Origin of the sequence: Dyella humi (assembly GCF_044904605.1) — a bacterium.
In the GTDB taxonomy this organism is placed as follows: domain Bacteria; phylum Pseudomonadota; class Gammaproteobacteria; order Xanthomonadales; family Rhodanobacteraceae; genus Dyella_B; species Dyella_B humi.
Genome location: NZ_JADIKI010000023.1, coordinates 1,319,495 through 1,336,867, shown reverse-complemented (window position 1 = coordinate 1,336,867; position 17,373 = coordinate 1,319,495). Strand labels below are relative to the sequence as shown.

Below are 17,373 nucleotides of genomic sequence, written 5' to 3'. Positions count from 1 at the left end.
CGTTCGAATAGTATTTGGCGTGTCGGCTTTCGACCCAAAGCGGACGTTTTGAAATACTGCTAAGCGACTATGCAATCGAGGTTGGCATGAAGCTATATGGATACACGGCGGATGCTTACGACGAACACCGGCCAGCAATATTGAAGGAAGTAACCGTAGTGGCTAGTCCGGAAGAACTGCGAGTCATAGCCAAGCTTCTGGCTGACGTCGCGAATGAAATGGAGCGATCCGACTTTGATCATGTGCATCTGAACGATCGCATTTCTACCCTGCGGGATGATCCTCAGTTCATTGTCGCTAAGGCGACTTGAGTACGTCCCCAATCTCTGCCTCCGACCCGAAGCGAACCTAACAAAGATCGGTCTATGACCGCAGTAGATCTAGCCGATCACAGGCGAAATTGGACAGTTTTACTAGCCAAAATTTCCGTCTCATAGAGGCGCACAATGCAATCTTTGGCCTATTTTTCGGTGGCTGCGGTTCTTGCTGTTCGCCCAGATCATCAACTACTTGGCGAAGCGCCCCCTGATGAATCCGTGGCTATGGCTTGGGGCAAGCTACGTCGCGCTCTATGTCGTGGGCTTGATTATTGTTTTGCCCGTAACGTTCCAAACTTTGCATATTTAGCCGGTTACTACTTTCCGCCTAGCTAACGGCCTCCGCCCACATAATAGCGGCCGACGATCCCGTTCAACCTGACTAAGGGGATAGATTGCAATGACGCGACTTCGAATCACCTCCTGCGGCCTCGAATTCATCGCCGAGACCAACCCGGACGCACCGCAGACGGTGAGCGCCTTCTTGAAACTCCTGCCGTATCGCCAGAAGTTGATCCACGTCCGCTGGAGCGGCGAAGGTTGCTGGGTGCCGCTCGACGACTTTAAGCTGGAGAACGACGGCAAGGCAGTGGGCTTCGAAAATCACACAAGCCATCCGTCGGTAGGCGACATCCTGTTTTATCCCGGCGGTTATAGTGAAACGGAAATCATCCTTGCATATGGCTCCTGCTGCTTTGCGAGCAAGATGGGGCAACTGGCCGGCAATCACTTCCTGACTGTCATCGAAGGCAAGGAACGTCTGCGTGAGCTCGGCGTCAAGGTGCTCTGGGAAGGCGCGCAAGACGTGCTGTTCGAACAGATCTAGTCAGTGCGGTGCTACTGCTCTCTATTCGTCTGCCGTTGGTTCGCAGCACTGAAGAGCAGACGGGGAGAGGCCATCCGGGCCGGTGATCGGTGCAGTCGAGCTATGCGAATGGATGCATACCGATGCTATGGCGCGGATGTTCTCCGAGCTTTGTGAAGTCGGTACCCTCCGCGGTGCTTTTTTTTCTGCCTGTGCTCAAGCCACTGGCGCTTGATCAAAGGGAGGTCCCACGTGATCGGCTTACGTGGGACGAATAGTCGATCTTTTGTGGCTGGTCGATCATGTACCGGCTGTAGCAGCCGAGTACCATCAGTGAAGTGATTAATCTCTACTCTGGTTTGCCATCTTCAATACCTGCTCGATGGCTTGGATCACCGCATCCGGATGGTCGAGTTGGATGTAATGGTCCGAACCGGGGATCACAATATTGCGGCCGCGTGTCGAGCGGGAGGCAAGCTCATCGTGTCCACTCTTCCAAAGCTCGCTCATTGCTGAAATCTGTTTCGCGGGGAATCCCGCGTAATGCTTGTCACTGCTGGTCAAGACGATCAATGGAAGATCGCCCCAGTTGCGTCGGGCCGCATCCAATTCAGCGCCGTCGACGTCTCCGCCGGAAGAAAGCGGGTTGGAAGACCCGTCTTCGGATTGCAATGTGATCCAATGAGCCACGCTCATATCCCACTGGTCTTTGACGGCTTTTGCAGTTGCATCGTCGTGCGGGTCACGGTCGAGGCAATCCTGTATCCGCTTGGCATCAGTGGGCAGTTGCCCGGACTTCGCCACCGCAACGCATTCCGCATAATCTGGCGCGAACGCCGCAAACTTTTCCTTGACGCCGGGTATCGCATTGAACTTTACATCTTGATGCGCAAAAGCGGGATCGACGAGCACCATACCAGCCATCTGCTTTAGATACCTGTCGGCAAACAGCACGCCGTTCAATCCAGCCAAAGAATGGCCGACAAACACATAAGGCGGCTTCAAATGGGCCGCTATCAGTAATTGATGAAGGTCGGTCACTAACGCGGACGTATCGCGTGGCAACGGACCTGCCTCCGAAAAACCGTAGCCGGCTCGATCATAGGTGCAGGCGGTTGTCAGACGTCCGATAGCGGTCTGGATGTATTCCCACGCAGTCGGCGGCCCACCCCAGCCATAGTCGAATATGACCACCGGGCTGCCGGTCCCTACGCAATACAGATTAAGCTTACGGCCGGACGCTATTTCGACTAAACGATGAGCGTGGTAATAGGGCGCTGCGGCAGCGTCGAAGGCATGAGCCGGCTTTTCGATAGCCACCCCAAATAGCAAAACGCTGCATAGTGATACCAGCGATCGACGTAGCTGTGTTTTCATGATGGGAGAGACAATCCCTGATCTGTTGACAGATCATCGGAGCGTGCATGAAAGGCGGCAATATGCCAAATGGGGGACATTCCAGAGCGAACATGATCTGTTCAAGGTCAATGCGATGTAACAGGGACGTGGCTTTGGTGAAGGTTTCACTAGCACTTGTTTGGTCTGCTTTAGACCCAAAGCAGAGCTTATTGGGTGAAATGCGACAGGCTGCCGGAAGAGCCGGATGAAGCCATGCATTGATCTATGCGTGCGTCATCCACGTAGTGGCTACAGCAAACTATCGATGGGAAGTTGGCGCAGCAGGGTGACTTCCGTACGTCGCTTGGCGTTTGCACTGGGCTCGGTCTGATAGGTGACCGGTTTGCCATTCTCCTTCGCCTGCCAGACAAGTTGGTGGGTAGCCGGGTCGATCGTCACTTGGTACGCATTTAAAGGTTGCGTCGCGGTGTGGAAGAAATCGCTGATGGCGCGGGCCAACCCAGGCGAATCCACGATCACGCCCATTTCGGTGTTGAGCAGCTTGGAGCGCTGATCCATGTTGAGAGAGCCTATGAAGACCTCGCGATCGTCCACGACAATGGTCTTGGCGTGAAGGCTGATGCCCGACGATTTGCCAATGGATGTGGTTGGCTGACTCTGGCCCGATGTTGGTTTGAGTTCGTAGAGCTGCACGCCACCTTCTACCAGCGCTTTGCGATAGTGCACATACCCCGCATGCGCCGCCGTCTCGTCAGTCGACGCGAGTGAGTTCGTCAGTATCTTGATGGACACGCCACTCTGAGCCCGCGACACGAGACGCTTGGTGCCAGCATCGCCGGGTATGAAGTAGGGCGTCGTCGCAAGTATCTCGTGTTGTGCGCCGTCCAGCATAGTCTTGAGTCGCGGGCCGATGCGCAACGCGGGCACGTCGCCGTCGCTTTCGATTTTCTCCGGCTGATCGGCCACGAACTCGGCATTGCCCCAAAACCATGCCCCGCGCTTGTCGGCGGTTGGCCCATCGGGCAACTCGTCCATCACGGCCTGCGCATAGTCCGATTGCGCGAATTTGCGCACCTCTTTCTGGAGAATCAACCGTGCGGCAGCGAGACGTATGCCGGAATCATCTGTCTTCTTAAGCTGGTCGAGTGGATAAGCGGCATCGCAGTTCCAGTAGGCATCGAATGCATCGGAAGCCTGCTGTACAACCGGACCGATGGCCACCACGTCGAGGTCGCGAAAGTGCGTGTCGCTGCCTGCATCGAAGTAAGGGTCGCCAATGTTACGTCCACCGATGACGGCCACGTTGTTGTCGACGATGAACACCTTGTTATGCATGCGCCGATTGAGGCGTCGCCACTCCAGCATAAACTGGACGGCACGCGACACCAGCGTTGGGTTCCGTGTCCGGAATGGATTGAACAGACGAATTTCGATGTTCGGGTGCGAGTTGAGCGCTTCGAACAGACGATCCTTGTCATCGAAGTTGTCGTCGTCGATGAGCATCCGCACGCGCACGCCACGGTCGGCAGCAGCAAGGAGGTGCTGCATCATCAGGTGCCCGGTCATGTCGTTGGCGAAGATGTAGTACTGCAGGTCGATCGAGTGCGCGGCATGATCGATCAGCGCCACACGACTGAGCAGTGCGTTCGTGCTCAGTGTCAGCAAACGAAAGCCCGACTGGTGCGGATGCTTGTCCACCTCCGTGTGGGCGTATCGCGCCGATGGCGTATCGGCGGCTGCCGGCAGGTGATGCGTCTCCACCTTCGCCGTGCTGGGCGGAAGCGTGGAGCACGCCTGAAGGAAAAGACAAACGATTGTGAAGGCAAACGCGACGACCCAGCGATCTGTTCGCATGCTTACACCCTCAAGTTGGCCAGCCAGCCCGCTGCTCGCGGACCATTCCCGCTCCGGTTGATTGTTCATTTAGCATAACCAGCCGCTATCCCTGCTGACTGCCGGCGTGCGTCGGGCTTTGTTACATCCCGCGTCGCAACGCCCGTCGTACACTGTTCAGCAAAGCGACGATTCACCAACGTGGGTGAAGACCATTGGCAAATGTCCGCTTCTGACCCAACACGAGCAGTCTGATAGGAGAGGATGATGAATGACGAGGAGTTTGAACTGTCTGCTTCCGACCAAGGTGGACATTAAGATCTACGCACGGAATCCATTGGGGTACTCAAATCAGCGCGAGCCTCTGTTTCTCTGCCCCAATACAACTCTATAGTGGCTCTAGGTAGACCAAGCAGGCCGCTTATGACCGCACCTATCACCACCGCCACCCCGCCCTCGGACGAAGACAAAGCCCGCGCTCGGCACTTCCGTGATTTCATCGTGGATATGCTGGACCCTCTTTTGGTCGAGGGGTGCTTGCGTGATGGGATGGCGAACCGTGAGTCGGTCGAGGCGCTAATTGCACTGCATCGTGACGGGACGCTGGCAGGTCATCGCTGGGATGAGCACCATCCGTTTTTGGTTGTCCATCCAGGTCTAAAAATCTGGCAAACCAACAACCTTGCGTGCGCTCGCGCATTTGGCGAGGAGTTTACCGACGTCAATAAATGGTCCCCCGATGCGCACCACTATTTGTTCGTGGGCCGAGACAGACTCGCCTTGGTGGGTTTGGAGGCTCGCTGCAAGGATCTGAGGCAGCGCCTCACCTTGTGACCGCTAACGATAATGTTGTCGTCCAAACAAAGCGGCCGGGCATCGGCGACCGGAGATGTCCGCTTCCGATCCGAAGCAGGCACTACAAAAAAATGACAAAAGGAAGGATCGTGTAAATACATTGACGGACCTTGGTACGAACTCGCCGCGGACCGCCTGTTCATGCCTATGCTCCCCGAAGGCCGTATACAAGACTGCAACCACACTGCTTGCCTAATCCCGTTTTACTCGATCAGCTGCAATGGGAGTCCATGCATGAATAGTTAGGCAGCGCTTGGTCGCTCGCCATGACGTGCTTGCACTTGGTAGCACAGAGCCACCATACCGCTTTTGTAGGCTTTGACCTCAGTTAGATGCAACGGAATATCTCTGTCGAGCTTTTCAAAGAATGCAATGCCGTCGCCAATTAAGATAGGCAGAATTGAATAACGCACTTCGTCGGCTAGCCCGAGGCGGAGACACTCACCGGAAACCGAACCGCCTCCGGCAAACCAGATGGAACGGAATCTCGGGCGCAGGCGTTCATTCACTAGCTGTGCAAGATCACCTGTGTAGAACTCGATGGTATTTCGGGTTCGCGGTAGATCACGCGTGGTGAGGACAAAAGTGGGTTTGTCGCCATATGCCCACCCGAAGCCTTTGGCTTCAAAACCCAACGCAGTTTCATAAGTACGCGCCCCCATGACGTAACAATCGATTGTGCTAAGAAACGTTTTCACGAATTCCGGATCCATAGTGTCACCGCCCGCAAATTCGTCCGAAGTTTCGAGCCAATCAACGCGCCCATCCTTGCGCGCAATGAATCCGTCAAGGCTTGCCGCCATATGAATCGTTACGCGCGAATCGAGCTTTGTCATGGTTGGACCTGACGTATTTGAAGGAAGCCTAGCAAGCCGCCTAACGCTTGAGGTAAACGGTCGCTGTCGCGATGTCCAGCGTATAAATGCAACTTCTCAGCAGCGGTCCGCCTGATTGATCGAATGGATTTCTCCCGATTCGACAGATGGCTTTGAAGAGCCAGTCGGATCACACTGATCCGGACATGGGATCATGAGAGTGAGTCCGCCACGAATGCTACGCCTGACGCAACGAAGATTGCCATGGTGGCGAATGACCTGGCCGGTTCCGCTTTCGACCCTGAGCAGACCTTCCATCGCGCTTAAAATACTGCAGCGATATGACTCGGAGAAAGGCATACCATGAGTTTTCGCGTTTTGGTTGTCGGTGGTACCGGGCAAGTTGGGTCGGCACTGGTACGGGCTTTGCTCGCTGCCAGCTCGTGCACGGAAGTCGTGATGGTCAATCGCCGAACGATTCCTCTTGCGGCCGACGCGCGTCTGCGCCAAGTGATCATGGATACCGATGCGGCAAATTTTGCCAGTGCGATTACCGAACTTGCCCGGACCTGCAGTGCGCAGGGTGAACCGTTATATGCTGCGTCATGTATCGGCATCGGTAAAGGAAGTCAGCAATGGAGCGAAGAGGACATTAGGAAACTGGAAATTGGCTTGGTCGGCGCGTTTGCGCGTGGCTGCCTGGCGGCGGGAATCGAACGATTCGGGCTACTTTCGGCAGCCGGTAGTAGCGCTAAGAGCTGGATTCGTTATGCCCGCATCATGGGCGAAAAAGAAGATGCCGTGCGGAGCCTCGGATTTAAGCGTCTAGCAATTTTTCGTCCCGGCATCATTGCGGGTAATGCGCACACTCCAAGGTATCTTGCTTTGCTGGGGCGTTTCGTTCCGGGATCGTTTGGGACGATTGATCAGGACGATATTGGTCGGGCCTTTGTCGGTGAATTTCTCCACGGGCAAGACGGCACGACAATCTTGGAAAATGCCGCGATGAGGCAACGATCGCGGGCACATTAGAGGCGCTTGTTCGCAACGCGTACGCAAGCGCCCACCATCGCTTGGAAACGGAGTCTTCACGTCCAGCCTACAGCTGACCGCAGGCTCCGGATTGGGCCGAAGTCGCCAACTAAGCCTCCTCCGGAGGCGGCTGCAGCGTCGCAGCCAGTTCCTCAAGCGTGGCGATCTCCTCGTTCAGCGCATCGTGCAACTCGCTTTGGCGCGTCATCAACGTCTCGATCGGTCCGCCTTGCTTGAGCTTCTTCAACTCGCCGTCGAACAGTAGCCACTGCGCCGTCAGGGTTTCGACGTTGTTCTTCGCGTAGTGACGCATCTCTTTGAGTTGCGCAAGGACGTCGTTGACGTGTTCGAGCGGGGTCTTCGTATCCTCGGACATAGCGGCATCTCAAGTCTCATCCGTTTAAAGGATAGGCGCGCAAAGCTGGTTGCCACTGAAACGGGGAAACGCATGGGTGAACACCCTGTTTTTCTTCTCTCGAGTGACGCTGGCGAGGGTCTAAAGTCGACCTAACCTAGGCTGCTGGCGAACCGAAGATCCAATCGCTCGCTTTTGAAGGCGTTGACGACGAAATCGACAAAAACGCGCGTCTTGGCCGAAATGTGCGTTCGTGATGCGTAGTAGAGCGATATGGCGCCGGCATCCGCGTACCAGTTCGGAAGCAGTCGAATTAGATCGCCGCGCTCCAATTCGGGCAGTACATCGAACAGAGCGATCAATGACACACCCAGGCCAAGACGTGCAGCTTCGCGCATCGCGGCAGGATCATTCACGACGATGGTTTCGGTCAGCGTTCCAGCTACCTCGATCCCCTTCGCACTTCGGAACATCCACTGGCGAATTCGTCCCGTGTGCAGCGAGCGCATGACGATGCCGTTGAAGACAGCAAGTTCAGACGGATCGGTCGGTGGCGTACGGCCGGACATGTAGGCCGGTGAGGCCACGACGACGACGTGCACCGGGGCCAGCTTGCGCGACACGAGACCTGGAGTGAGATCGAAGGCACCACCGATGGCAGCATCGTAGTTCTCGGCGATCAGATCCACGGGCCGGTTCTCGAAGTGCCATTCCGGCTTGATTCGTGGGTACTTGGCCAGGAAGGGCGGCAGCAAAGGCAGGATATACGGGAGGCCAATCGATGGACTCATGCTGACTTTCAAGACACCTGCCGGCTCGCTGTTGTGGGCCGCTGCCTCGGCAATCGCAGCCTCCAGGGCGCGTATATGATTTTGGCGGCACGAGCACTGGGACTCGACTGCGGTCCTATGTCGGGCTTCGATAATGATGCCGTGGACAGGGAGTTCTTTGCAGGGACCCGGGTCAAATCCAATTTCATCTGCTCGATCGGTTACGGTTCCGGTGAAGTCATGTTCGCTCGCAATCCGCGCTTGACGTTCGAGGCATCTAGCCGCGAAGCCTAAGGGGCGCGCCAATACTCATGCACCGCGTCGAAACACACATTGAGATCGACATTTCCACCGAGCGAGTTACAACGCAGCGTCAAATGTATGTAAGGCGCAGTGCCTCTAACCACAGTTGGTGTTGCATCCACCTGCTGAATCCGCAACCCCAAGCGGACACCATCAGGCCCAACGCATAACAGACCTTGAAGAAGGTCAAAATCACTTTCTGCCGTGACCCGGTGGTTTCCACCCCATGAGTTTTTCTGCACTCCATTCCGCCGCAGTGAGTTTGGAGATGAAGAAGTCGGCCAGCGCGCTAACTTTCGCGGGTCGCGCGCGGGCAGTGGGTGTTACGAAATACAGACCACCTTCGGGCATGCGCCAATCGGTCAAAACGGGCTCAAGCTGTTTGTCTGGGAAATACTGTGTCGCCACAAACTCAGGAAGTTCGGTGATGGCAAGTCCAGCGAGGACTGTGGGCAGCAACGCTTCCACACTCGTTCCTCGCAACGCTCCGGTGGGTGTGACTGTGCATTCCTCACCATTTTTGTGAGTAAAGCGCCAGACGTCGCGCTTATTCCTGTTGACGTAGGTCAGACACTGGTGGGCGCCAAGATCATGCGGATGCTGGGGACGACCATAGCGAGACAGATAGGTTGGCGATGCCACGACAAACCGACGCACGGGCGCAATGAGACGCGCGACAAGTGACGAGTCTTCCATGATGGCGATGCGGAGAGCGGCATCAAAGCCATCGCCAATCAGATCGGCATGTGCGTCCGTGAGATGAAGATCGACGGAAATATCCGGATAGGTCCGAAAAAACTCGGGCAACAACGGCGCGACCCAGCGAGTGCCAAAGGAGAGTGGCGCCGCGAGCTTTACAAGACCACGCGGGCGGCTTGAAGTCTCGCGTGCGACATCCTCGGCCTCCTCCGCATCGGCATAAATTTTCGCCGCTCGCTCGGCAAGCGAGCGGCCATAGTCCGTGAGTGCAAGTCGCCGGGAGGTGCGGTTGAACAGTCGTCCTCCCAGCCGCTCTTCAAGGCGGGTCACCGCCCGGGAGACCGTGGCGACCGAGACACCCATCGCGGTTGCCGCCGCGGCGAACGAACCTTCTTCGGCGACCTTTCCGAACATCGCCAGCCCTTCGAAATCCGGTAGTTTCGACATAACAATCCTGCAACGGTAGTTTTCATTCATTGCTATTTCGAAAAGTAGCACGCAGCCGTAGATTTGTCTCGTCGCACCACATCACCTCATCCCGGAGACAAATCATGGTTCGCAAACTCGAAGGAAAAATTGCCGTCGTGACCGGCGGTACCACTGGAATCGGCCTCGCCACCGCCAAGCGTTTCGCCACCGAAGGCGCGCAGGTTTTTGTCACCGGCCGCCGCCAAGTAGAGCTCGATGCCGCCGTTACGGCAATCGGCCCGAAGGCCACGGGCGTCAAGGCGGATTCCTCCAATCTCAGCGATCTCAATCGCCTCTACGAGCGTGTGAAGACAGAGGCAGGTCGCATCGATGTGCTGTTCGTCAATGCCGGTGGCGGCTCGATGTTGCCTTTGGGGTCCATCACCGAAGAGCACTATGACGACACGTTCGGCCGCAACGTGAAGGGCGTGCTCTTTACGGTGCAGAAGGCACTGCCGCTGCTGGTCGACGGTGCCTCAGTGATTCTTACCGCTTCCAACGTCAGCATCAAAGGCACGCCCGCGTTCAGTGTCTACAGCGCCTCGAAGGCGGCCGTGCGCAACTTTGCGCGCAGCTGGACGCTTGATCTGAAGTCTCGCGGCATCCGCGTCAATGTCATTAGCCCGGGCCCGATCAAGACGTCTGGCCTCGTCGACCTCGCGGGCCCCGACGCCGCGCAACAACAGGGCCTGCTCGACTACATGGCCTCAACGATCCCGCTGGGGCGTGTGGGTAACCCCGAAGAAGTTGCAGGCGCTGCCGTCTTCCTCGCTTCCTCCGACTCGAGCTTCGTCGCCGGCACCGAACTCTTCGTCGACGGCGGACAAGCGCAGATCTAATGAAAACGCATTCAGTGACCGAACCGGCCACGCAGTTCGACACACCTCAAACGTCGCCATAGGCGATCAACCACCAAGGACATTCCCATGAACAACCAGACTTATGCAGAAACCACGGTCGTTCCCTCGGCCATTCCCAGCGCTGTCACCACGATCGTTCCGGCCGTAGGCCGCGTGCTGATCAGCACTCTTTTCCTTCTTGCCGGGCTTTCGAAACTCGCCGCGCCGGCGATGACGATCGGCTACATCCAGTCCGTCGGACTGCCGTTGCCGTCGGTGGCGTTCGGACTTGCCGCGTTTACCGAGATCGTCGGCGGCATCACGCTGCTGCTCGGCTACCGCACTCGCATCGTCGCGAGCGTGATGTTCGTGTTCACGCTGGCAACCGCCGCGTTCTTCCACAACCACTTCGGCGACCAGAACCAGTTCATCCATTTCTTCAAGAACGTCGCGATAGCGGGCGGTCTGCTGCACGTGATCGCTTTCGGTGGCGGCCGCGTGAGCCTCGATGGCCGTCGGTCCTGACATATCGGCTGGAGCGGCGAAGGTCGCTCCAGCCGTGACAAAAAGCCGTGACAAAAAAAGGAAATGACCATGTTTGAAGTTCTCGCATTCGCCACGCCCAACAGCGTCAAAGTTCCTATCGCGCTGGAAGAGATGGGACTCGATTACAAGCTCGTTCCAGTGAATTTGCGCCAGGGCGAGCAGAAGACCGAGGCGTTCAGGGCGCTGAATTCCAACGCGAAAGTCCCCGTTCTTATCGATCGTTCCTCCAAGCTCGCAGAAGGCGACGTGGTAATCAGCGAATCCGCTGCGATTCTTGTCTACCTTGCAGAGAAGACCGGGCAATTTCTACCGAAGGATGGCGCCCATCGCGGGAAGGTCTTCGAACAACTTTTCTTCCACGCGTCTGGCCTGAGTCCAGCATTTCTACAAGCATTCCTGGTCACGATGCAGTCGTCACCTCAACCCGAAGCCAAGGCACGCGCCTTAGCGGAGGTCGATCGCGTGCTCGGCGTACTCGAGCACGGCCTCAAGCATCACCGGTACGTGGCAGGTGACGCATACAGCATCGCGGACATTGCCCATTTCGGGTGGATGTGGCGCCACCAGGCGATCGGAGCATCCCTCGATAAGTTTCCGTCCGTCGCCCATTGGTATGACGACATCTCGGCACGCCCCGCCGTCGTCACCGCCATCGCCAAGACCCAGGCGCTCGTTCAATAGCACGAGCACCCCATCGACCATTTTCCTGACGCAGCTTCTGCTGGAAATGGACGTGCAAGAAATTTCCACACCATGCGACCGCCATCCGGTCCACAGTCAATGACTAAGGAGAAGTGTTATGAGTGACCGTATCCATGAACTGCTTCATCGCAATCTTCAAGAGGTTTTCGGCGAAGGTAACGCGACACGTCGTCGTGCAGCCATCGAGGAGCTCTATACTGAAGACTGTGCGGTTTACACACCACTGGGAGTACTCGGCGGGTACGACGCTCTCGACAAATTCGCCGGAGACCTTCGCGCGACACACCCGCACTTCGTCTACACACCGCATAGCAAACCGCAGGCTCTTCATAATGCCGGCCGCTTGGCGTGGGGTTCTGGTCCGCGCGGCGAGTCGCCCGACTACACAGGCTGGGATGTGATCATCGTTCGCGACGAGAGGATCGCAGCGCTTTATGTATTCCTCGATTCAAACCCGGCATGACATAACTAGGTGCTTTCGCTGGACTCGATCTGTTCGAATAGTCGATGTCCCTACGCGAATGCGAAATCGAACAAGTGAAAGGAGCGGCGAGCGCCGAGATCAGCGATGAACCTGAAGACGAACGACTTTGCATCGGTGCACCCGCTCGATCCGGACGATGCACCAATCGTGGCCAAGATGCGCATCATGGCGGCCCCCGCCAAGGGCGCCTTGCGCGGAGTTGAAGCCCGGGGACCGTTCGACGCCGTTATGGCGAGTGTCTCGGTGCCGAACAACGTGAGATCAGAAGTGGACACAATCGGCGGCGTGCCAGGAACGTGGGTACACCCCGCGAATGCACGGCCGGGATGTGCGCTTCTGCATCTGCACGGCGGCTGGTTCAACTTCGGATCTGCGGCGGCCTTCATCAACCTCGTTGGACAAATCGCGGCGCGTGTCGGAGTCAGTGCTTTCATTCCGGACTACCGGCTCGCCCCGGAGCATCCCTTTCCAGGTGCGACGGAGGACGTTTGGGCCTGCTACAAGGGGCTCGCGCAAAAGGGTTATCGCCGGCTTGTTCTTACAGGGGACTCTGCTGGCGGCAATCTCGCGCTTGGCCTAGCGGCTCGAACAGTGGACGCAGGTGGCTCGACCGACGCGGAGCTTGTCGGCGTTGCAGTCTTCTCGCCGGTCACCGATTTGACGCTGGCCGGCGAAACCTACGTGACGCGCGCGGACGCCGATCCTCTCTTCACCCGCGCCCAGGTCGTGCAACTCGTACAAGCGTACCTGCGGGATGCTGACCCGAGCAGCGCGTTGGCTTCGCCCCTAGCCGGGCCTGTTGCGGGGTTGCCATCCGTCCGTGTGCACGTGGGCGACGACGAAGTGTTGCTGGATGACTCTCGCCGATACGTTGCAAGAGCAATCGTCGCTGGCGTTGACGCTAAGTTGGACGTCTGGATGGGTATGCCGCATGGGTTCGTCGGACGCGTCGGCACGTTGAAGGCGGCCGATCAAGCGATGGACGCGGTCGGCGACTTCCTTGCTGAGAGGCTCGACGCCGCTCTCTGATGACCTAGCTGTCGCTGGGTCTTGGCAGAGAGGATTGGTTTTCAAGATGCCGTTCGGGGTGGCGATGACCATAGGCATTGCGCATGGAGTGTTCGCTGCTCTGGCACTCGTGAAGCCACTGCTGGTGATCTCCAAGGCCAGATCGCTTAGTTGATCGTGCGGTGTTTGAGGTTGGATGCAGGGCCGCTTTTTCCGGATAACAATCGACTTCTCGTATGTCCGCTTCGCTACCGTTTTTATGGCATCACTAAGCCAGCGTAGCGTGTCCGGAATTTATCGCGGACGCTTTCCATCTTTTGACGATCAAGCCGGCGTGAAATACCGCCGGTCGAACGCTGCGTTTTTGCGCCGCAGCGTGACACCTTGCGTCTTCAGGGTGTTTATTTGCCCTTAGGGGATTTTAGATCGATCCAAATCAACAGTGATTCAGATCATGTCGCGGCTGCGAACGGTCTGAATGGTTTGGCCTGGGGTGGAGAGGGCTATGGACGTGCGCGCTATGCACCGGCCGGCATGTCGCTGCTTCCCGCCAGACCGGTTGAGGGGAATGGGAAGTCGCCACATGAAATCAGAAGCCGTCAGCATTCCCGTCATGGCAGGCCAGCGCGCCGCATGCGTGCTCGCGTTCGCGACTTCGGCCTTATTCATTTGTCCGGCTCTGGCTGTGCCAGGGGAAGCGGCGACGTGCCGCTACGCCAGACCCGGGCCTTCGCTGCAGCGCATCTAGGGCTTTGAAACATCCATCGCTGACGAGCGGAGCGCCCGTTAGTTATCGAAATTTTGGATCGATCCAAATCGAAGGGAGAGGAGGACGCCTATAGCCATAAATCGCGTATCCGCAGCACGTGATCAAACAGGGGGATCACCGCGCCGAGTCCAGAAGGGCGCACCAAGTAAGGGAATCAAGAAAAATGACCTACCTGCCATACGTGTCTACACGCAAGCCGTTGTACGCCGCGCTCGCTTTGGCGACCTTGTCATTTGGCGGCTGTATGGGAGTACCCGCGATTGCCTTTGCCGCGCAGACGTCTCCGCCTTCTGCAAGTCCAACGACAGCACCCTCCACCGCACAACCGTCCGATAGCAAAAAGGCCAAGAAGGCCGATGAGAAAAAAACCGGGGACGCAAACAACCCCACGACCCTGCAGACGATTGTCGTCTCGAGCTTTCGCCAATCGATCGACCAGAACATGCTGGAGAAGCGCGATTCCAATTCCATTGTCGAGGTCATCAACGCGCAGAACATCTCGCAGTTTCCCGCCAAGAACATCGCCGACGCGCTTGCACATGTTCCGGGCGTGGTGATCAGTCGCGACGCCGGCGAGGGAAAAACGGTCAGCATCCGTGGCCTCGCGCCCGAGCTTACGTTGACCGAATTGAACGGCAATTACGTGGCTTCAGCCGATACCTCGGACTCGTTATCGCGCTCGTTCAACTACACGTTGATGCCGGCCAACATGTTCTCGGACATCAAGCTCTACAAAAGTCTTGAAGCGCGCCTGGACGAGGGTGGCATCGGTGGTGTGGTAGATCTGCACACGCGCCGTCCGTTGGAAATGTCCCCCAATGACGGCTTCATCTCCATAAATGGCGCAGGCTCCGACAACAGCAGCAAGGTCAAACCGCAGGTTTCGGCCTTGTGGTCGTGGCGCAACAAGGCTCAGACCTTCGGTGTACTGGTCGCGGGTTCGTATCAAGAACGCCAAGATACCGATTACCTCTCCAATGCTTCGAACTGGCATTGGTGGTCCAACAACTGCACCAGCTTTGCCACCTGCACGCAGCCGCCAGTGAACGTGCATGGCCAACAGTTCGGCAGTTCCGTAGAACCCAACATCAACCTTTGGCCCGGCGGCGGCGTGACCGACCAGGCCGGCAACAGCTATTCGGGCTACTGGATGCCGCAGCAGTTCAGCACCAGCATCAACAACCTGGATCTGAAGACCAAGGGCGCTCAGGTCACTCTGCAATTTAAGCCCACCAAGAATTTCCTGTTGACGGGTAACTACTTCCGCTTCCAGCGGCAGCAAGACCAGATCGAGAACACGGTGGAAATTCCCGAGTGGGGCCTACCCACCGGCAGCTATGCGGATCAGCAAGGCAATCTGCTTGCTCCCAATGGACTGACGTTCGATCCGTCGCACACGATCGTCACGGGCGCCAAATACGTCCTTCCGAACCAAGGCCAGGGGTGCAACTCGCTTACGAACCCCGTTACCGGTGCGCAACGTCAGGCGGTGGACGTCTGCTCTTCGCAGACACCATGGATAACAGGCAACTACTCCATCGAAAAGGCACTCTCGCAGTCCATCAACATCGAAGGTGAGTGGGAAGGCGAGGGCAACCTCAGCGCAACGTTCAACGTCGGCCGTACTTGGGCGACAGGTGGCCCGTCGGTGGAGCTCGGCATGGCGGCCAAGCCGCGCAATTTCGTCAATGGACAGTGGGTGGACGGCAGCCAGCTAAGCCAGTGGACCTTGAGCGGCACGCCCACCCTCACGGCTTCGCCGAATACGTTGCAAAACATGTTGGCCGGCGAGGGTCAGGTAGACCTCGGTTCCACCGGCTCCAACTACATCGATACCCAAACCTCGCAGAACTTCGCGCAGGTCGACTTCACGTATGCATTCGATTCCAGTTGGATGCAATCGCTGCAGTTCGGTTTGAAGTACCGCGACAACCACGCCCAGCAGGAGAACTACGAAATCCGCTGGTACTGTCCAGGTACCACGGAGCAGTTCCAGACCTGTGATCCGTATGCTGGCAATCTGCCAGCGAACTTCCTGGAGCCCTCTCTGCTTAACGGCAACACCAAGGCGTTCAACGACAACATCTTCCCGGCGATCAATTTCCCGGCCTATTACAACTACCTCAACCAGACCTACGACAGGGTGGTCTATCCTCACCCCGAAGATCGATCCGCCATCGGCGAACAGATCTCGGCGGCCTATGTCCAGGCGAACATCGACACGGGCACGATACGCGGCAATGTCGGTCTGCGCTTTGTGAGTACGCTGCAAAACCTCACCGTGGCCGACCTGATCACCACCAATAATGCGGTGTATTACCACTCACCGCAGGGTGCCATCCTGATCTGTCCGACCTCCGGCGTGAACATCGCGGGTGGACCGTGCGCGCCGGGCGATTTCGAATATCTCCCGCAGGAACAAGCGGTCGTGGAGTCCTTTACTAATGCCTCCCTGCGCAAGCGGTACAACAAGGCGCTTCCCAGCTTTAACTTTGCATGGAGCCTTCCCAATAACATCGTGCTGCGTGTTGCCGGCTCGCAAGCGTTGGCTCGCGCCAACTACACCGATCTGGCTCAGCTGGGCAGCCTTACCAATAACACCCAGGCTTATTACAACGACCGCAAGCAGTTCGGCGCGCCCCTGCCGGGCTGGTACGGCAGCGGCGCCAACATAGATCTCAAGCCTTTCACGGCCACACAATTCGACGTGGCTGGCGAGTGGTACTACGCGCCCGAATCGGTCGTCGGTGTGGATCTGTTCCAAAAGAAAGTGAAGAACTTCGTCGTGCCGGTCACCATCAACAACACGATCGTAGACGTCAACGGCACGCCGACGCCGTTCATGTCGTACAGCACCAACGCCAACGGCCGTTCGGGTACTTCCCGGGGCGTGGAGATCTACACGCAGCACACCTTCCCGATCGGCATTGGCTACATCGCCAACTACACGCTCAACAAAACCAACGAAACCGCCGTTACGTTGGGCAATACGCAGGTCGGAAAGTCGGAATTGATCGGCAGCGCCAAATACGCGGCGAACATTTCGTTGTTCTATGAAAAAAACGGACTTCTGCTGCGGGCCACCAGCAACTGGACGGGCCGGACCATGGAAGGGCTTTCGTCGGGTCTCCCCATGTATATGCAGCCTTATAACCAGATCGATCTGAACGGGGATTACGAGTTCACCAAGCACTTTATGGTGACCGCGTCGATCATCAATCTGACGCGCTCCACGTCTCGCGAGTATCTGGGTAGCGATACCGCGGACCGTCTCTACCAGCTCGAATATGCCGGGCGTCAGTATTACCTGGGCGTCACGTACAAGTTCGGAGATGGCGGTTGAAAAAGGACACGCGGGGTCGGGTTGCTTGCCTGACCCCGCGGCGTGCGCTTCTTCTTTTCGTCATTCCGGCC

16 protein-coding genes and 1 pseudogene are annotated in these 17,373 nt (G+C 57.3%); 11 read left to right on the top strand and 6 right to left on the bottom strand.

All coding sequences use genetic code 11. The features are described from left to right. Positions 1 to 86 precede the first annotated feature (86 nt). Positions 87 to 311 carry an Imm32 family immunity protein gene (locus ISP18_RS17285; protein WP_380014884.1) on the top strand — a complete coding sequence of 75 codons (225 nt, stop codon included), beginning with the start codon at positions 87 to 89 and terminating at the stop codon, positions 309 to 311. A gap of 406 nt (positions 312 to 717) precedes the next feature. Then, on the top strand, positions 718 to 1,143 hold the full coding sequence (locus tag ISP18_RS17280) for a DUF3830 family protein (protein WP_380014881.1): 426 nt from the start codon (positions 718 to 720) through the stop codon (positions 1,141 to 1,143). Positions 1,144 to 1,464: 321 nt separating this feature from the next. Here ISP18_RS17280 and ISP18_RS17275 read toward each other — a convergent pair whose 3' ends face one another. After that, the gene (locus ISP18_RS17275; RefSeq protein ID WP_380014878.1) at positions 1,465 to 2,499 is read right to left on the bottom strand and encodes an alpha/beta hydrolase; all 1,035 of its coding nucleotides are present in this window, start codon (positions 2,497 to 2,499) and stop codon (positions 1,465 to 1,467) included. 270 nt (positions 2,500 to 2,769) lie between these two features. Then, entirely contained in the window at positions 2,770 to 4,335 is a 1,566-nt protein-coding gene (locus ISP18_RS17270; protein WP_380014875.1) for a phospholipase D-like domain-containing protein, read from the bottom strand. A gap of 402 nt (positions 4,336 to 4,737) precedes the next feature. Between ISP18_RS17270 and ISP18_RS17265 the strand changes: the two genes are divergently transcribed. After that, positions 4,738 to 5,148, top strand: coding sequence for a hypothetical protein (locus ISP18_RS17265; protein WP_380014872.1), 411 nt, complete (start codon positions 4,738 to 4,740; stop codon positions 5,146 to 5,148). A gap of 263 nt (positions 5,149 to 5,411) precedes the next feature. Here the strand turns inward: ISP18_RS17265 and ISP18_RS17260 are convergent, their stop codons facing one another. Next, positions 5,412 to 6,005 (bottom strand): dihydrofolate reductase family protein, encoded by a 594-nt coding sequence (locus tag ISP18_RS17260; RefSeq protein ID WP_380014869.1) that lies wholly within the window; start codon positions 6,003 to 6,005, stop codon positions 5,412 to 5,414. Positions 6,006 to 6,347: 342 nt separating this feature from the next. On the opposite strand from ISP18_RS17260, the gene ISP18_RS17255 reads away from it, so the two are divergent. After that, positions 6,348 to 7,016: an NAD-dependent epimerase/dehydratase family protein gene (locus tag ISP18_RS17255; RefSeq protein WP_380014866.1), complete on the top strand. Its 669-nt coding sequence runs from the start codon at positions 6,348 to 6,350 to the stop codon at positions 7,014 to 7,016. 109 nt (positions 7,017 to 7,125) lie between these two features. On the opposite strand, the gene ISP18_RS17250 is transcribed toward ISP18_RS17255, so the two are convergent. Both ISP18_RS17250 and ISP18_RS17245 read right to left on the bottom strand, forming a co-directional pair. Then, positions 7,126 to 7,392 (bottom strand): hypothetical protein, encoded by a 267-nt coding sequence (locus tag ISP18_RS17250; protein ID WP_380014863.1) that lies wholly within the window; start codon positions 7,390 to 7,392, stop codon positions 7,126 to 7,128. A 131-nt stretch (positions 7,393 to 7,523) separates the two neighbouring features. Next, entirely contained in the window at positions 7,524 to 8,216 is a 693-nt protein-coding gene (locus ISP18_RS17245; protein ID WP_380015883.1) for a substrate binding domain-containing protein, read from the bottom strand. Here ISP18_RS17245 and ISP18_RS17240 point away from each other — a divergent pair. Next, positions 8,214 to 8,435, top strand: a pseudogene (locus ISP18_RS17240) (malonic semialdehyde reductase); the annotation flags it as partial. The gene ISP18_RS17245 and the pseudogene ISP18_RS17240 overlap by 3 nt on opposite strands. 201 nt (positions 8,436 to 8,636) lie before the next feature. On the opposite strand, the gene ISP18_RS17235 reads toward ISP18_RS17240, so the two are convergent. Beyond that, positions 8,637 to 9,620 carry a LysR family transcriptional regulator gene (locus ISP18_RS17235; RefSeq protein ID WP_380014860.1) on the bottom strand — a complete coding sequence of 328 codons (984 nt, stop codon included), beginning with the start codon at positions 9,618 to 9,620 and terminating at the stop codon, positions 8,637 to 8,639. 74 nt (positions 9,621 to 9,694) lie between these two features. Here ISP18_RS17235 and ISP18_RS17230 point away from each other — a divergent pair, with 74 nt between their 5' ends. The 6 genes from ISP18_RS17230 to ISP18_RS17205 all read left to right on the top strand — a co-directional run bounded on the left by ISP18_RS17230 (position 9,695) and on the right by ISP18_RS17205 (position 17,302). Beyond that, positions 9,695 to 10,450, top strand: coding sequence for an SDR family oxidoreductase (locus tag ISP18_RS17230; protein WP_380014857.1), 756 nt, complete (start codon positions 9,695 to 9,697; stop codon positions 10,448 to 10,450). A gap of 87 nt (positions 10,451 to 10,537) precedes the next feature. Beyond that, complete coding sequence (locus ISP18_RS17225; protein ID WP_380014854.1) at positions 10,538 to 10,975, top strand: DoxX family protein; 438 nt, start codon at positions 10,538 to 10,540, stop codon at positions 10,973 to 10,975. A gap of 69 nt (positions 10,976 to 11,044) precedes the next feature. Continuing rightward, positions 11,045 to 11,677: a glutathione S-transferase family protein gene (locus tag ISP18_RS17220; RefSeq protein ID WP_380014851.1), complete on the top strand. Its 633-nt coding sequence runs from the start codon at positions 11,045 to 11,047 to the stop codon at positions 11,675 to 11,677. 118 nt (positions 11,678 to 11,795) lie between these two features. Then, positions 11,796 to 12,161: a nuclear transport factor 2 family protein gene (locus ISP18_RS17215; RefSeq protein WP_380014848.1), complete on the top strand. Its 366-nt coding sequence runs from the start codon at positions 11,796 to 11,798 to the stop codon at positions 12,159 to 12,161. A 105-nt stretch (positions 12,162 to 12,266) separates the two neighbouring features. Then, complete coding sequence (locus tag ISP18_RS17210) at positions 12,267 to 13,211, top strand: alpha/beta hydrolase (RefSeq protein WP_380014845.1); 945 nt, start codon at positions 12,267 to 12,269, stop codon at positions 13,209 to 13,211. 911 nt (positions 13,212 to 14,122) lie between these two features. After that, positions 14,123 to 17,302: a TonB-dependent receptor gene (locus ISP18_RS17205; protein ID WP_380014842.1), complete on the top strand. Its 3,180-nt coding sequence runs from the start codon at positions 14,123 to 14,125 to the stop codon at positions 17,300 to 17,302. Positions 17,303 to 17,373 lie beyond the last annotated feature (71 nt).

Excerpts from the sequence above, each read along its gene's own strand:
- ISP18_RS17215 (WP_380014848.1), top strand. The coding sequence starts at position 11,796 with ATGAGTGACCGTATCCATGAACTGCTTCATCGCAATCTTCAAGAGGTT.
- ISP18_RS17210 (WP_380014845.1), top strand. The coding sequence starts at position 12,267 with ATGAACCTGAAGACGAACGACTTTGCATCGGTGCACCCGCTCGATCCG.
- ISP18_RS17275 (WP_380014878.1), bottom strand. The coding sequence starts at position 2,499 with ATGAAAACACAGCTACGTCGATCGCTGGTATCACTATGCAGCGTTTTG.
- ISP18_RS17280 (WP_380014881.1), top strand. The coding sequence starts at position 718 with ATGACGCGACTTCGAATCACCTCCTGCGGCCTCGAATTCATCGCCGAG.
- ISP18_RS17265 (WP_380014872.1), top strand. The coding sequence starts at position 4,738 with ATGACCGCACCTATCACCACCGCCACCCCGCCCTCGGACGAAGACAAA.
- ISP18_RS17205 (WP_380014842.1), top strand. The coding sequence starts at position 14,123 with ATGACCTACCTGCCATACGTGTCTACACGCAAGCCGTTGTACGCCGCG.
- ISP18_RS17220 (WP_380014851.1), top strand. The coding sequence starts at position 11,045 with ATGTTTGAAGTTCTCGCATTCGCCACGCCCAACAGCGTCAAAGTTCCT.
- ISP18_RS17235 (WP_380014860.1), bottom strand. The coding sequence starts at position 9,620 with ATGAATGAAAACTACCGTTGCAGGATTGTTATGTCGAAACTACCGGAT.
- ISP18_RS17255 (WP_380014866.1), top strand. The coding sequence starts at position 6,348 with ATGAGTTTTCGCGTTTTGGTTGTCGGTGGTACCGGGCAAGTTGGGTCG.
- ISP18_RS17260 (WP_380014869.1), bottom strand. The coding sequence starts at position 6,005 with ATGACAAAGCTCGATTCGCGCGTAACGATTCATATGGCGGCAAGCCTT.
- ISP18_RS17270 (WP_380014875.1), bottom strand. The coding sequence starts at position 4,335 with ATGCGAACAGATCGCTGGGTCGTCGCGTTTGCCTTCACAATCGTTTGT.
- ISP18_RS17285 (WP_380014884.1), top strand. The coding sequence starts at position 87 with ATGAAGCTATATGGATACACGGCGGATGCTTACGACGAACACCGGCCA.
- ISP18_RS17225 (WP_380014854.1), top strand. The coding sequence starts at position 10,538 with ATGAACAACCAGACTTATGCAGAAACCACGGTCGTTCCCTCGGCCATT.
- ISP18_RS17230 (WP_380014857.1), top strand. The coding sequence starts at position 9,695 with ATGGTTCGCAAACTCGAAGGAAAAATTGCCGTCGTGACCGGCGGTACC.
- ISP18_RS17250 (WP_380014863.1), bottom strand. The coding sequence starts at position 7,392 with ATGTCCGAGGATACGAAGACCCCGCTCGAACACGTCAACGACGTCCTT.